Below are 14,987 nucleotides of genomic sequence, written 5' to 3'. Positions count from 1 at the left end.
ACAACGTTTTGATGCTATAATGTTCTTTTTGTGATAGCGTTAAGGTTATTAATACCATCCCGTTCCATATCCGCAAACGTAACTCATATCGATAGTGGATTCAAGCCGTTCATAATAAGAACTATCAACAAATGCGTAGTAAAAGAAAGAAGTAGCATCTGCCGCAATACCGACGATAACACCCGCTAGTTTCCTAAGCAATCCCCACGTTTCCGCCTGGGGATTATTCTTATAAAATTCCATCCAGAATAAACCTGAATAGCGAAATATAGATGCGGTTGACAAAAGAATTTCTTTCTCCTTTTCTGGCAATTTTTCAAGATATATCTTTTTTTCAAGCGTTACGAATGCTTCTTTGTAAGAACTGTAATCTTCTAATGTTTTAATGCGCTCTAAAATTGCTGACAGTTCTTTAAGAAATACTTTGGAACGGTTCGAAATTCTCTGGGAAAACAATACATCCTTAAAGTCTTTCTTAATTGCCATTTCCAATTTCAATGATTGTTCCGGCTTGGCATGTATGTTATAGAGTTCCTTGAAAAATTTGGCCAGGAAGACGCTTCTACCGTATCTCGTAGTATCTCGGGTTGTCTCCATATAGTTTATTAATGCATCAAGTCCAAGATTGTGGATTTTGCCCACTTCATCGAAAGGATTTTCAGGATTCGCTGCCTGTGCAAAATCCTTTTGCGGTTTTACTGCCGATTTTTTTACAGATGGAAGAGGGGCGGTCTGTTGTCCTTTCTGACAAGCAGCTGTACATAGGAGTAGAGCCGTCACAAAATACCATGTTTTCATATTTTCCTTGTTTATACCGGGCTGTAGTGCCTGGTATTACAAAGATGAAAACCGGTAGTGAGTTAAAGTGATGCTTTATATATAGCTACTATTTTTTTATAAAGATATATCTGAAATAAAGGGCAAGTTAATTGCCCGTGCAATTTTGACGCCAGCTAGCTTCAGAGAACCTAATGATATAATCGAACGACTGATTCAGATTGCCAATACTGCTTACTGTTTACATCCATGATAGTTAGTTTGCCGGTGTGGCCAGCGCCGGTGTCCAAATTAGTAATGTTTATCGCAGTCATCGGAAGATCTGTCTCCCAATTTGTGGTTGAAGTATGACCAATAAAAATCTCCTTAAACGAGGTTGGCATTTGAAAATCTTTTACTGTTCCACCCGCATCCTTATGGATTAATGCATCCGTCCATAAATCCCGGTCCCAATAATATTTACTGAACGCCTGCTGGTCAAAAGCAATTTCGCGATTAAAGCCCCCATGTACAAAACAGCGCTGCTGCTCATCAATATAATATAGCCTTTGATTCTGGAAAAACTGCCGGTGGGCAGCAGGGATGTCTGAGCTGTTTAATGATGTTTTATAACCGCTGCCGGATGGGATGCATATTACCTTTTTACCGGCGTGCTCTAGGTAGGATTCTATCGTAGCTTTACCTCCATAATTCCAATAAGCGGGATGGAAATCCGTTTGTAAAAAATCGTAAAACCAGGCATCGTGATTACCACGTATAGCTATGAGGTTCTTAATTTTCAATAATTCTTCAACACACTCATAACTCTGTCCGTATCCATCAACAACATCACCGAGCTGGATTAATGTATCCATTTCGTAATCGAATCCGGAACGCTCCAAACATTGCATCAACGCCCTATATGCGCCGTGTATATCACCCATTACAAACACCCGTTCTCCTGTCATAATCAATCGTCTCCTTATATACCAGTATATTCGAATTGGGCACTAAATACTTCACCCTCGTAATTACCATCCTTATTGGGAAACACGACCCGCAAAAGCTTGCGGTTATATTCTATAGCTTCGATAAATTCGACGCTCAGGTTGTTTCCAACTTTTTTTTCATATCGTCGATTAGGCTCGAAATGTTCGCCGTTTTTAATCTGATCTATAATACAACTCAATATTTGGTGGGCAACTTCCGTGGAAAGTGGAAAACAGATCTGCAGATCCGGGTGGCCGAAGGATTCTGGCAGACCATGGGTATGATAATTGATGTGGTTCGGAAAATTATCGTCATTCGGGACAAAATGAACATACCAGCCATGCTTGTCCATCATATCCCTGCTCCAGGCGTCAAGTTTTCTTTCGGGATCATCGAAATAAAAGAAGTTCATTATCAGTGGTTTAATTTCTTAATTGCATGTGGCCAAAGTTAAGAAACGTGTTGGCGATTACCTCCTGAACGGCCCATTTTCAGGGCAGGTTGATATAATTATTACTCTTCCATGGCCTTTCTAGCAGGCTATAATCCCTTTTGATACACATTAGAAAAAGTGGCAATTCATGGAGAATTTGCAATATCTAAATCGGATGAAAAATTTTTCCTTATGGCCTGAGCCTAAATGCGACAAGGGACAAGATTTTAGAACTTTATTTTATCCACTCTTTAAAAATCGTTAGTTTCTTTCCGGCTTTACTGTCTGCTGGCGATGAATTTCGCGTTTTAATTCTGGGAGTAAAAAGTAGCTTATCGTGAAAAAGAGTCCGATCGCTATAAGCAGAAATGCAATAATTTTCCCAATCCTTTCCAAGAAAGTGGTGCCTACTGCTTTTCCATAACTTTCAAAATGCTGTAGCCCTCCCGGCCCTCTTCTATAAAACCGTTGGCGGTTAATAGAAATATTGAGCGCTATGCCACCCAGCAACAAAATGATGCCTATAATCAATATAATAATTTCCATTGCTTATTTATCAGTTAGTTACATTATAAAAATAACACTTTATAAATAAAATACCCATAATCAGTTGTTAAAATTAAAAGGTAGCTACTACCAAAGTATCATTTTCCCACTTGCCAGATTTCCACTTTTGCCCTCATAGTTGTACCACCCGGCAAGCCAGCAAGAAAAGGAGGGAAGATGAAAAAGAAAATCAAACATGGGAGTTTATTCAGCGGAATCGGTGGCTTTGATATAGCAGCCAAATGGTCCGGTTGGATAAATGTTTTTAATTGTGAGATCGATCCGTTCTGCCAAAGAACACTGGCCTACCATTTCCCAAGAAGTAAAAGTTATGCGGATATTAAAGCAACAGATTTCAGCGCCTTCAGGGGAAAAATTAATGTACTCTCAGGTGGATTCCCCTGTCAGCCATTCAGTCTCGCAGGAAAGCGGCGCGGCAAAGATGATGAACGATATATGTGGCCGGAAATGCTCCGGGCGATCCTCCAAATCCAACCGGACTGGGTCGTGGCAGAAAATGTTCTCGGCATTACTTCTTGGGCGGGGGGAATGGTACTCGAGGAGGTATGGACTGATCTGGAAAACCAGGGTTACCAAGTCCAACCGTATGTACTTCCGGCTGCAGGCGTCGGCGCTCCCCATAGAAGAGAACGTGTATGGATCGTCGCCTGCCGGAAATTCAAGTGCCCCATATCTCTACCCGACAACATCTGTGGCGCAAAGGATATTGCCGCCTTTATTGCCGACTCCTTTGGCCTCGGACGCACTTATGGGGGCGATATTGGGAAAGGAGGACCGCTTTTGGATAACCAAAACCGGAATACCCAGAAAAATGAACCGAAATGGCAAGTCGGGCAGCGTGGGCCTGGCACGCCTGGTCAAACTGATAACTTCCGATGCAATGCTGATGCCAGAGCGGGAAGGGATAATAACGGGCAGGAGCGTACTTGCGATCCTTGGGCCATGTTCCCTACTGAACCCCCTGTTTGTTACCCAAATGATGGGTTTTCCTACCCAGTGGATGGTCAAACCCTTTTTGAGGGAATCCCATACCCGCAAAAACCCATAACATTTTCAAAATGGCGTCAGGAGAGTATCAAGGCATTGGGAAATGCTATTGTACCACAAGTGGCGCAACAGATCTTTCGAACAATTCAAATGATGTACGATTTAAAATTCTGTTGAGATGAAGAAGCCGGAACATAATCAAACTATAAACGGTAAAGCAAGAGACGCTGAACAGTGTCTGACTTTATTGGCGGGTATTTCATCGTCTTGGCAACCTGTATTTTCAAAATTGCTGCTTTTACGTTCATTTTGGCAGTCCGGCCGCTGCGCTCTGAGATGGACGGTGAAAAAGACCGGTAGCGGCAGGATCTACCCGAAACTGCTTGCCTCCAGTAACGCCACCCGAATGCTACCGACTGTAGTAGCCATCGATAGTTCAAGGAATGGCGAGCAAGTTCAGGGGCGGATGAAATATAGAGCAAACTGTTCCAGATACAGCGCTAATCTTTGCGATCTGGCCAAATCAAATCTGCTGCCCACGCCAACAACCGGATCCAATAGGAATAGTAGAAATGTGATTCAAAAAATCGGGACATCCCACAGCAATCATGGTGTTTCCATTGGCTTGGCACAAGCAGTAGAACTTAGCATGGGGATGCTGCCCAAGGAATTTAAAAGCTGGAGCCAGGTACCTTATATGTTTAGGCTTCTACCGACGCCTACGACAAGGGACTGTAAAGGTGGCAGACATCCGGACACACTTGCATTGGCAGGCAGATCAGCAACCAATTCACTCAATGATGCCATCAACGGTATATCTGGCAGGTGCTGCAAACTCAATCCCCTCTTTGTTGCTGAGATGATGGGTTTCCCTATCAGATGGACACTAACACCATTTCAAAAAATCAATTACAAAACCAAGAGCTTATGAAAATTGAATTAAAACGGATCCAATATTATTCCCGTCAAAGCGAGGAAACGAATGCATTTAATGCTGACTTGTATATAGACGGGAAAAAGGTTGGAGAAGCATCCAATTACGGGCATGGTGATCCTGTTTCTTACGGATCCTCTACAGAGGAGGGACGAAAAGCCATTAAAGAAGCTGAACAATATTGCCTGAGTTTACCAAAGGAAGAATATACCATTGGTGGTAATACCCATACTTATGAGATGAACCTTGAAAGCTACATTGGCCGTATTATAGATGATTTCGTCAATGAGAAGGAACTACAGAAATTCAGAAACCGGGTTGACAAACTTTGCATTGACGGCATCGTTGTCGGAAAACCGGACAAGAACGTTATTGCAGCTTATAGGTATAAGATTACCATCCTGCAGATCCTTTGCAAACCGAAGGGTGAAGAAACAATTATAGAGGAGTTAAAAACAAAGATCATGTCCCTGCTTAAAGATGGTAACATCGTCCTTAATAAAAATATACCGGAACATATCTTGAAAGCAGCGGGGTTGGTAAAAGGTCAATACCTCGATCTCAAGGCGCTGAAAATGCAGAACGTAAAAAATCCAAAACAAAAAGGAGGAAAATCCTTATGACCCAACGAAGTTTTTTTAAGTATTCCCTTTAGAAAACAACATAATTTTTAGAACATGGAAATTGAAATAAAGAAGGTAAGTTTTAATCCCAGGATCGACACACATTCATTTGCTGCGAACCTGGTGATCGATGGTATCAAAGCCGGCAACATTGTAAGCAATCATATGGGGACACATTATTACCCATTAAACGACAAAGGTCATGCGCTCATAGAAAAGGCCGAAAAATACTGTGCCAAATTACCTGCTAAATCTATTGTGGTCGATGGCAAGCCACAGCAAAGCGCGCAAAGTCTAAAAAGCCTAATAGGCGACCTTTTTTCGGCACACCTGGAAAGACTCGAACATGCCAAATACTTTAAAAAAGTTGATGTGGCCATGAAACAGAGCATTGTCATTGGAGAGCCGACAAAATATATCCGGACCGTAAGAACAAAGGCGCCGATAGATATCCTTACCAAAAGCGAAAGTGGAACGGAACTGCTGAAATCTACAATTATTCAGGAAGTGCTTCCAACATTGTCTGACAACGAAAAGCTGCTTAACAGCAATATACCGGTAATTATTTTAAAAGCTGCAGGATTAAAGGAGGATCAATTTATAAAGCAGAGTGTGGAATACCTTATGAAGCCCGTTCCTCAAAAAGCAAAAAGTAAGGGCATTTAAAAAGATCATTTGTAAACCAGAAATGCTGTAGAGATGGAAGAGAAAGCAGAGCAAATACTGGCATACCTGAAATTAAAAGGGTTTGAGCCTAAAGATTTTTTAAAGGAATACCGTAATGCGGGCACTCAGTTCAGTGTAGGGTTCAGAAAAGATTTTGGTGAAGAAAGGATGGATTATCTTTTGGATTTTGGCTGGGATCACCAATTTGACAATTACAGATGGAAGGGATATAGCGCGACTTATAATCCTGGGCAGGAAAACGAAAGAAGCCGCGAATTTGCCGCTTCCGATTGGGGAATTGCCGATGCCAATCTTGCCTTTCATATCCTTTCAGGGAAAATGGAACAGCTTCAGGTTTTGATACTCAGTAGCGGTATCACCGAGTTTACCAATACCGATGTGTATGGATTTTTAGAAAGTATCTTAAGCCGCAATCCGGATCATTTTGTATGCCGGGCATCCAAAAACGGGAGTGAGGGAGTTATCGATTATGAGATCAGGGTCACTTCAGATGGTAAGGAATTTAAGGCCACACAAATAGACGCCACTTTTACCCGATATCCTGACTTCAAACATGGGATTTACAATGGAATTAAGACTGCGGAGTTGGCCGACAAAATGGATGCCATCGATTGGGAACGGGATGATTTATACACGTTCGATGAGCAGGATATGGCCCAACCAACTCCCGAAGCGATGGATATCCTAGATGCTATGGAGCTGCTACTAAGGGATGAAAACGGTAGAGACCTTGCACTTAATCTCCAGCTTCACCATTGGATAGATACTCCATTCTTTGACGCCCATATTCATGCTGACGCCTGGGAGCTCTTCCATAAACTTCCCAAAGTTGCTCATACATTTCCGCTGGATACCGGAGCAAGGAGAATATATAATCTCCTATGCGGCAGGCCAGCCATGCTAGATGGGCTCAAACAGAGCCGGGGATATACTACTTGGCACCAGTTTGTGACACATGAAAATAAAACAGAACTCCAGCCCAAAGAAGGTCCCTCTAAATATGAATTGCGGACATTTCTTGCCATGCTTCCCTTGGACGATATGCATAAGGACCATTTGCTGTCAAAACTATTGTCAGGCGACAGATGCCTGACCACATTGCATGGAATCCAAAAAACCGAGGTCGAAATCAGTATCGACATGGATACCAGGAGCCTCAAACTGACTGCCGCAAATGGCGATATCATCCCTTACAACTTCAGGCTCGAGCAACAATCTCCACCCGCTGCGCAACAAACGTTTTCCCGAACAAAACCTAAGCTGGCTCACATAAAAAAGAATAAAAAACGCAAAGGACGTGGGATTTAACCAATCTTAAAACAGAGACTATGAACGAACAGGAGATGCAGGAAATTTTGGAAAATCTTGCCAGTAGAGGATTTAATGATGATCAGCTCAGATCAGATATTGATAGGAATGAGGCCTATGGCCTGCCGCGTTTTTCTATTTCCAGGAAAAAAGAGTTTGGCGATGAACTTATGGAGTACAGACTCAATTTCCAATGGCTGGAAAGGAGCCTTGCTTATGAATTAACTGCTATCCATGCAAACCATCGAATGCCCTTAGATATAGATCAAAAAATAGTAAATGGCATAAATTCCATCCAACTCGACCAAAAGATGTCGATAATAAACTGGACAAAATATTGGGAGATTAAGCAAAAGGGAGACACTACGGATAGCGAGTTTGAAATGGTAAAGGAATGCATAGATGGCCTTGCTCAACTACTTTTGTCGGAATCTTCTCAAGTAAAATTTACAGCCGATTTGCTCATGTACAAACATTGGCCTGCCGATATGTTTGCCATCTTTTCGGAAGAATCGGAGAGGATGAGGCGCCTATACGAGCATGATTACAATTTCCACCTGGAAGACCATCCCCATTTAACTGCAGATCTTGCTTTCCTCATTATATCCGAAAGGATCGAAGCTATTACTATGCATTTAACTGATCTGGGAGCCATCGCTATTACGGAATCAGCAATCAAGGACGAAGCAATTAAAAGGCTAAAAAAAATTCCGGGAATAACTGAGTTAAATTTTTCTTTTTCTAACCAGGAATACTTTGCTAACCTGGCTGTGCCGATTTTTTTAGATAAAGGATGGTACAATCTGGAAGGATATACACTTGAGGTAGTTCAACTACCAGAGATTACGCATGGAAACTTTAATGGCGTAGATTCTGAAAGGTTAGACAATAAATTCAGTACTATAAATTGGAGGGAAGACAAAGACATTGCCTTTACCGAAAACGATTCTGAGGTTAACTTTCCAAAGGATATTGAGCTGTTACAGGAGGAACTGTTCCGTATAGCATCTGATACGGAAGGAAAACAGGTAGCCGAGTCTTTGATGCTTAAGCACTGGCTAACCGCACCCTATTTCAATGACATGATTACACCTTCTGCTATGGATCGGCTTGCAGGCCTTCCTGTAAAAAAAGCTGTTTTTCCTGCTGAAATTAACATCGATAAAGCAGTTAGACTGCTTTCCGGAAGACCAGTTTATTTAGAAGATTTTAAGAACAATTTGACGATCGGCACCTGGCAACGGCTTTCTGAATCCGTCGACGGCACCACTGCAAACATCGAATACTTCCAGGCAATTTCTAAAAAAGAACTGGAAAAAATCTGGAACATGTTACCTGTTTGGGAATATCGGAAAGATGAAATGTTGCAGCGTCTATTGGATGGTATGCCTGCTAAAGTAGAAGCAAAATCAGGAGATATTATCATCATAGAGCTCACGGAAAAGTTGGACGGGCTAAAAATCTTTGATAAAATCCACCAGGAAATTCCTTTCAATTTCCAGCTGGATCCTAATTGGAGGCAAAACCAAATTCCGCATTTGGATCCGAAAGCATCTCTAAAAAATGACAGCACCGTAAGTAATAAAACTTCCTCAATTAAACGTAGAGGAAAAAGTCTTTAAATCTTTATAGTCACGAAAATGGAAAAAGAAAACTGTAATTACTGCATAGATATTCAATTCAATGAGCCCACGACATATCCCTCAGGTGCAAAAATATATTGCAATGATTTTAAAATTGCAGTGGAGAGAATGATAACATTTGGAAACCTTAACTGGTTATTTGACGGCTCCAGCGCTGAACTGATTAAAGGAAGAGAAATTAAGGAAATGAAGTTGTTCATTGTTAGCGATGGCAGTATTGAACTCGAAAGAAAGATGGAAACTGAAAGGATCGGCAGCAATACAGAAGGTCTCTATTACCATTTTCCCAAGGGAATTTCCGATTTCGAACAGAAATCTGGCCTGGATTTTTCTGGATATAGGGGCTATGACACCAGGGGTTCATTTTTACAGGCTTCTTATCTGGACCTTGAAAGCGGAAAGTATAAAGATTTGCTGGCGCAGGAGGCTATGATGCTAAAGCTTCAAAAGGATCGAGCCGCACTACCATACTATTCCGCTACCATATCCCGGCAACAGTTTGCTTCACCTTTTCCTGAACATATGAATTTGTATCCTTTACCATTTTCTGAAATACTGCTGGACAGGGATCCTAATATAGTACTGAAATCTCTCTTGCAGCATGATTTTAATGAATTGGATAAAGCTTTAGCCTATGAGCAGGATTTTACCACTGCGATTACCAGAGCGACCATGGAATTTAACGGTCACAAACGTGCGAAACTACAATCTTACCGCAGGAACTTCTACCACAATATCATTAAAGAACCCGGAATTTATCTCGAATTTTTATTCTTAAATAATGAAAAAGGTATGTTCAAGTTTCCCTATGATAGTCTAACCCCAATGGGAATGCAGGAGCAAATTTTCAGGGTGGGTAGTTACGATTCTCAGGGAATAAAAGTGCAGAAAGTCCCGGAACTTCTGGAATTTCTTGAGCGGGAAACAATTTCCAATAGTAAAAGTCAAAAGGCAGTCTCCCACAAAGCAAGTCCAAAAAAATTGCTACAAAAAGCCAAAGGAAGATCGTCACGAATGTAAATATCAATAGTTAAGTAATTGCCCGAATCAGGAATTTGGAGGATGCCCCTTTTGAACTGGGTATCCAGCAAGATGTAGGTTTGTCGACAAACCCATCTTGCCCCATTTGCCTACCGGCATAAAGGGGACCGAAAACCCTCCGGAGTCGGGTTTTCTTACGAAACAGGATCAGCGTATTGTATAAGATAAAATTGAAGAAAATGGAACAGAGGCAGAGATTTACACACAGGATACATACGCGTATTACCGCTAAAAAATTCGAGGAACTCCAGAGCCTGCAGCTCAGGTCCCAGGGCATAAAATCGCTGAGCGAACTGCTCAGAAATATCCTGGATAATAAAAAGATCGTTGTTCTTTCCAGGGATGCTTCCCTGGACATGTTCATGGAAGAGCTGTCCAAAATACGGCAGCAGATCCAGGCAATCGGGGTCAACATCAACCAGGTCACCAAGCGGTTCCATAATGCCAGCGGAGCCGAAGCCAAGCTCTTTTCTGCGATGGAAATTACCCGGCTTTACCAGCAGACCGACCTTAAAGTGACCGAGCTACTTGGTATTATTTCCAATCTTTCGAAGGTATGGTTGCCCGGATCGTGAGCGGTAAAAACATCCGCGGTATCCTGAGTTATAATGAACGGAAGGTTCGACATGCAGAGGCCAAAGTGCTCATGGCCTCCGGGTTTGGCCGGGAAATTTCGGAGCTATCTTTCCACAATAAGCAGGAACGTTTTGAAAAATTGACCCAGCTCAATGAACGGACACGAACCAATGCATTGCACATAACCCTCAACTTTTCCCGGCAGGATAAACTCGACGATGAGACGCTCTGCCGCCTGGCCTCCGATTACATGCAGGCTATCGGTTTTGGCGGACAACCGTTCCTGGTGTACCGGCATTTCGATGCCGCTCACCCACATATTCATTTGGCTACTGTCAATATAGATGCTGATGGAAATAGGATTGAAACGCACAATATCGGCAAGCTACTTTCGGAACCTGCCCGTAAAAGTCTGGAGATTTCCTATAACCTGGTCAAAGCAGAAGACCAGCAAAAGGAACAGGCATTTGTTCTAAAGCCTGCTCACCTTCAGGGGGTAGTCTATGGAAAGCGGGAGACAAAGGCAGCGATCTCCGCTATTGTACGCGAAGTTGTCGGCACCTATAAATTCAACTCCCTTCCGGAACTCAATGCTGTATTGGGACAGTTTGGCGTGCTGGCAGATCCTGGAGAGGAGGGATCCTTTATGCACAGCAAGGGCGGTCTTGTCTACAGTTTGTTGGACGAGCATGGCGAGCGTGTTGGTATCCCCGTCAAGGCCAGCTCAATCTACTCATCACCTACCATTAAAAACCTCGAGAAGGTGTATTTGGCTAGTAAGGAGCAGAAGAAACCCTATGTGTTGCGGCTAAAACATTTGCTGGACCGGGAGCTGCGTACCGCTACCAGTAGAGCGGATTTTGAGCTAAGGCTCCACCGTCATGGCATCCGTATCCTGCTCCGCCAGAGCGAAGCCGCCGGGGTCTACGGTGTCACTTTTATCGACAACGCGACCCGGATCGTTGTCAATGGCAGCGCCGTAGGCAAAGACTATGGGGCGAAAGCTTTTATGGAAAAGCTATCAGGGCTCAGGGAAACTACAAATGTTATGGTAGGACGAGCGGACCAAAAAGGACCGCTGAACAAGCCTTCATTGAGCCAAAATACAGCAGTAAAGCCGGCATCTTCAACCGTCGGGGGGGCATCGCCACCCCATCCAGGCAGAGAGCTTCCTGTAATTGAGCAGATACTGGATATCGCTTTTTATGATGAGCATGAGCAGGTCCTATTTGATCCGCAAAAAAGAAAGAAGAAAAAGAAAATGCGGCAACAGTCGCAAACGTGAAGTTGAAATTAAAATCGTGAAGTATGAATACGGGGGAGAATGCGGAAGCATTAAGAAAGATCATTGATTTCATAAGGAAGGTTAGTTTACTGATTCTATTCCTTCATTTTTATGTCTATTGTTACCGGGCATTCGAGCAGTGGGGACTATCCCATAAAGTAGTCCGGCAGGTTTTGGAGCGGATCGGCAATACTGGGCTGTTTGCCAGTTTCCAGGTTTCAAAAATAGGAGCGCTTTTTTTGGTATTGGTTTCCCTTATAGGATCCAAGGGAAAAAAGGATGAGAAACTAAAGATTGCTACAGCGCTGCGCTATTTTATTGTTGGGCTCCTCATCTACGGATTGAGTCATCTGTTACTCGGATTGCAGGCTTCAGTCCAGGTATTGGCCTCCATGTATATGGCTGTTACCGGCATTGGGTTTCTGATGATCCTGCATGGCGGAAGCCTGCTTTCACGCATTATCCGTAACCGGCTGAATACCGATGTTTTCAATAAACTACAGGAAACTTTCCCACAGGAAGAGCGGCTTCTGGAAAATGAATTTTCCATAAATCTGCCAGCGCAATACAATCTCAAAGGCAAGATCCGTAAATCCTGGATCAATTTCATCAATCCTTTTAGGGCTCTTCTTGTGGTTGGCACACCGGGAGCGGGTAAGAGTTACTTTGTTATCCGGCACGTCATTACCCAGCATATTGCAAAGGGCTTTTCGATGTTCGTCTACGATTTCAAGTTTGACGACCTCTCCATCATTGCATACAATGCTTACCTGAAAAATAAGCACCGGTATAAAGTCGAGCCAAAGTTTTATGTTATCGACTTCGACAGCATCTACCATCGATGTAACCCGCTTTATCCGGAGAGCATGACCGATATAACAGATGCCACGGAGAGCAGCCGAACGATAATGTTGGGACTGAACAGGGAGTGGATCAAAAAGGCCGGGGATTTCTTTGTGGAGTCACCAATAAATTTCCTTACTGGCATTATCTGGTATCTGCGCAAATTTAAGAACGGAAAATACTGTACCCTGCCCCATTGCATTGAGCTCATGCAGATGCCCTACGACCAGCTTTTCCCCGTACTAAGGACCGAGCCAGAGATTGAGGTGCTGATCAACCCTTTCGTTACCGCCTACATCAATGGTGCTATGGAGCAGCTCGAGGGACAGATTGCCTCTGCTAAGATTACTATGGCAAGGCTTGCATCTCCACAGCTTTATTATGTACTAACGGGTAATGACTTTACCCTGGACATTAATAATCCAGAGCATCCCAAAATCGTCTGTGTTGGTAACAATCCACAGAAGACCCAGGTTTATGGTGCCGTGCTTTCCCTGTATGTAGCCAGGATGCTTAAGCTGGTCAACCAGAAGGATAAACTGAAAAGCTCTTTGTTATTTGACGAGTTCCCAACCATATATATTGGTGGTGTTTCCGGTATCGAAGGTACCATAGCAACAGCCCGTGGCAATAAAGTGGCGACCACACTGGCGGTACAAGATATCTCCCAATTACGCAAAGATTATGGAAAGGAAAGCGCCGATGTGATTTTCAATATCGTGGGTAACCTGATTTCGGGTCAGGTCCTTGGAGATACCGCCAAGACATTATCCGAGCGGTTTGGAAAAATCATGCAGGAGCGGGAAAGCCTTTCCATTAATGCCAGTGATACCTCTATCAGTAAATCCACCCAGTTGGAATCCGCTATACCGGCATCAACAATTTCGTCACTTTCCTCCGGGGAATTTGTGGGATCGGTAGCTGATAACCCGGAGCAAAAAATCCAGCTTAAGAATTTCCACTGCGAAATTATCAATGACCACGCTGCTATCAAAGCAGAGATGGATGGCTATGTTCCTATTCCCAAGCCCAGGACGGTTACCCCTACGGAGATAGAACAGAATTACCTTCAAATCAAAGAGGACATAGTAATGCTTATCGAGTCTGAAATGGAGCGGATCTATGAGACGCCAGAGCTTGCCCATTTGCTGATAGTAAGAGAATAATATAATAGCAAACACAAAAATAATGGGTTTATGAAAAAGATAGATTTTATAGATGCGCAGCAGATGAAACAAATCCATCCCGATACATTTGACGTCCCGGATCAAAACGACCTACGCGAGTTAAAGATCGGTGATACCGTTAAGGTCTGCGCTTTTAGGGAACGGTTTTGGGCAGAAATAACCGCTATTGAAGGATATAAAATTACAGCCCGGGTCGATAATATTTTACTTACCAACGTAATAAAATATAATGAAACTATTGAGTTTGAAAGTCGACATATTTATGACATCTTAAAAAAAGGACAGTTTCAAAAAAAGGACCAGAAAGCTAATGAGAAAATGAAACAAAGGATAAATAAGAAAGTAAAAAGCCAAGGTAAGGGGCACAGAAGGCTATAGACAGATCGAAAGTTGGATAGCTACCTATGTAATTTCAATGTCGTACCTCCGTATTTTTCATATTTGATCCTGAAATATTTCCGTCAGTTAATGATTAAACATGAAAAAAATCATCTTCTTTGCTGCAATAATAGCAGTGAGTATTATCATCTGTAAGCAGTATCCTGAAGCGCAGCAGCAGAGCCTTTGTACTCTTCGTAAGACTAAATTGGGTTCTACTTTGGAGGTTAATAAGGCAGTTGCAAATCCCTTTGATTTTGCAGGAGAAATTCATAACAGGGGGCTGTAGGAACTCTTTGATTATATGGTTGCCACAGGCAATACTACCCCAAAAGGCAAAAGGGAAGTTTTGAAAAAAATCTTTTAATAATAATTTGATACAGAAGTCAAAGACGAACCGGTTGAACCAAAATATAGAGGGCATTAAATCCCCGAATGAGTTTCATGAATTTAAAATGAAATTTATCGCTATAGAAGTCAGATTTCAAGAGTCACAAAAGTCTAGAACTAAAAAAAGCTTAATAATAGTTTACTAGTGTGTTTAATGGCTAAGATACACAGTATATAACCTCTTCTTTAATATCAGAGCTAGTATCTTTCCTTTAAATCTAGCAAATATTATTGTTGTGTATTTTTATGTAGCCTACAAAAGAGACCAGAAAAAACGGCATCATTGTCAAAAATAAAGTCATATAAATATCATTCGCGAAACTATTTAATGCCCCTTTCCTGAAAGATGGATATATATA

At 42.4% G+C, this 14,987-nt stretch carries 16 protein-coding genes; 12 read left to right on the top strand and 4 right to left on the bottom strand.

Annotated elements, in window-relative coordinates:
• Positions 1 to 48 precede the first annotated feature (48 nt).
• The 4 genes from B2X72_RS08160 to B2X72_RS08145 form a co-directional block, all read right to left on the bottom strand.
• Entirely contained in the window at positions 49 to 798 is a 750-nt protein-coding gene (locus tag B2X72_RS08160; RefSeq protein WP_286777093.1) for a hypothetical protein, read from the bottom strand.
• Between the two features lie 170 nt (positions 799 to 968).
• Positions 969 to 1,724 (bottom strand): metallophosphoesterase, encoded by a 756-nt coding sequence (locus B2X72_RS08155; RefSeq protein WP_070569857.1) that lies wholly within the window; start codon positions 1,722 to 1,724, stop codon positions 969 to 971.
• Positions 1,725 to 1,738: 14 nt separating this feature from the next.
• Entirely contained in the window at positions 1,739 to 2,158 is a 420-nt protein-coding gene (locus B2X72_RS08150; protein WP_070569858.1) for a DUF4262 domain-containing protein, read from the bottom strand.
• Between the two features lie 282 nt (positions 2,159 to 2,440).
• Complete coding sequence (locus B2X72_RS08145) at positions 2,441 to 2,725, bottom strand: hypothetical protein (RefSeq protein WP_070569859.1); 285 nt, start codon at positions 2,723 to 2,725, stop codon at positions 2,441 to 2,443.
• Between the two features lie 177 nt (positions 2,726 to 2,902).
• On the opposite strand from B2X72_RS08145, the gene B2X72_RS08140 reads away from it, so the two are divergent.
• The 12 genes from B2X72_RS08140 to B2X72_RS08085 all read left to right on the top strand — a co-directional run bounded on the left by B2X72_RS08140 (position 2,903) and on the right by B2X72_RS08085 (position 14,527).
• Complete coding sequence (locus B2X72_RS08140; RefSeq protein ID WP_070569861.1) at positions 2,903 to 3,910, top strand: DNA cytosine methyltransferase; 1,008 nt, start codon at positions 2,903 to 2,905, stop codon at positions 3,908 to 3,910.
• Between the two features lies 1 nt (position 3,911).
• Positions 3,912 to 4,664 carry a hypothetical protein gene (locus B2X72_RS08135; RefSeq protein WP_070569863.1) on the top strand — a complete coding sequence of 251 codons (753 nt, stop codon included), beginning with the start codon at positions 3,912 to 3,914 and terminating at the stop codon, positions 4,662 to 4,664.
• Positions 4,661 to 5,290: a hypothetical protein gene (locus tag B2X72_RS08130; protein ID WP_070569864.1), complete on the top strand. Its 630-nt coding sequence runs from the start codon at positions 4,661 to 4,663 to the stop codon at positions 5,288 to 5,290. The genes B2X72_RS08135 and B2X72_RS08130 overlap by 4 nt, the downstream gene beginning before the upstream one ends.
• 54 nt (positions 5,291 to 5,344) lie before the next feature.
• Entirely contained in the window at positions 5,345 to 5,956 is a 612-nt protein-coding gene (locus tag B2X72_RS08125; protein WP_070569866.1) for a hypothetical protein, read from the top strand.
• 33 nt (positions 5,957 to 5,989) lie between these two features.
• A complete protein-coding gene (locus B2X72_RS08120) occupies positions 5,990 to 7,285 on the top strand; it encodes a hypothetical protein (RefSeq protein WP_070569868.1) in 1,296 nt (431 codons plus the stop codon).
• Between the two features lie 20 nt (positions 7,286 to 7,305).
• Complete coding sequence (locus tag B2X72_RS08115) at positions 7,306 to 8,907, top strand: hypothetical protein (RefSeq protein ID WP_070569870.1); 1,602 nt, start codon at positions 7,306 to 7,308, stop codon at positions 8,905 to 8,907.
• Between the two features lie 129 nt (positions 8,908 to 9,036).
• Positions 9,037 to 9,948 carry a hypothetical protein gene (locus tag B2X72_RS08110; RefSeq protein ID WP_139145092.1) on the top strand — a complete coding sequence of 304 codons (912 nt, stop codon included), beginning with the start codon at positions 9,037 to 9,039 and terminating at the stop codon, positions 9,946 to 9,948.
• Between the two features lie 200 nt (positions 9,949 to 10,148).
• Positions 10,149 to 10,544, top strand: coding sequence for a plasmid mobilization relaxosome protein MobC (gene mobC, locus B2X72_RS08105; RefSeq protein WP_070569874.1), 396 nt, complete (start codon positions 10,149 to 10,151; stop codon positions 10,542 to 10,544).
• Entirely contained in the window at positions 10,526 to 11,830 is a 1,305-nt protein-coding gene (locus B2X72_RS08100; protein ID WP_070569876.1) for a relaxase/mobilization nuclease domain-containing protein, read from the top strand. Before mobC (B2X72_RS08105) ends, B2X72_RS08100 begins: the two co-directional genes overlap by 19 nt.
• Before the next feature lie 23 nt (positions 11,831 to 11,853).
• On the top strand, positions 11,854 to 13,839 hold the full coding sequence (gene mobC / locus B2X72_RS08095) for a conjugal transfer protein MobC (protein WP_070569877.1): 1,986 nt from the start codon (positions 11,854 to 11,856) through the stop codon (positions 13,837 to 13,839).
• Between the two features lie 30 nt (positions 13,840 to 13,869).
• Entirely contained in the window at positions 13,870 to 14,238 is a 369-nt protein-coding gene (locus B2X72_RS08090) for a hypothetical protein (protein ID WP_070569878.1), read from the top strand.
• Between the two features lie 100 nt (positions 14,239 to 14,338).
• Positions 14,339 to 14,527 (top strand): hypothetical protein, encoded by a 189-nt coding sequence (locus tag B2X72_RS08085; protein ID WP_070569879.1) that lies wholly within the window; start codon positions 14,339 to 14,341, stop codon positions 14,525 to 14,527.
• Positions 14,528 to 14,987 lie beyond the last annotated feature (460 nt).

This window comes from Sphingobacterium sp. UBA7253 (assembly GCF_002472745.1).
In the GTDB taxonomy this organism is placed as follows: domain Bacteria; phylum Bacteroidota; class Bacteroidia; order Sphingobacteriales; family Sphingobacteriaceae; genus Sphingobacterium; species Sphingobacterium siyangense.
The sequence above is the reverse complement of the archived record's forward strand: the minus strand, read 5'-3'. Positions and strand labels throughout refer to the sequence as shown.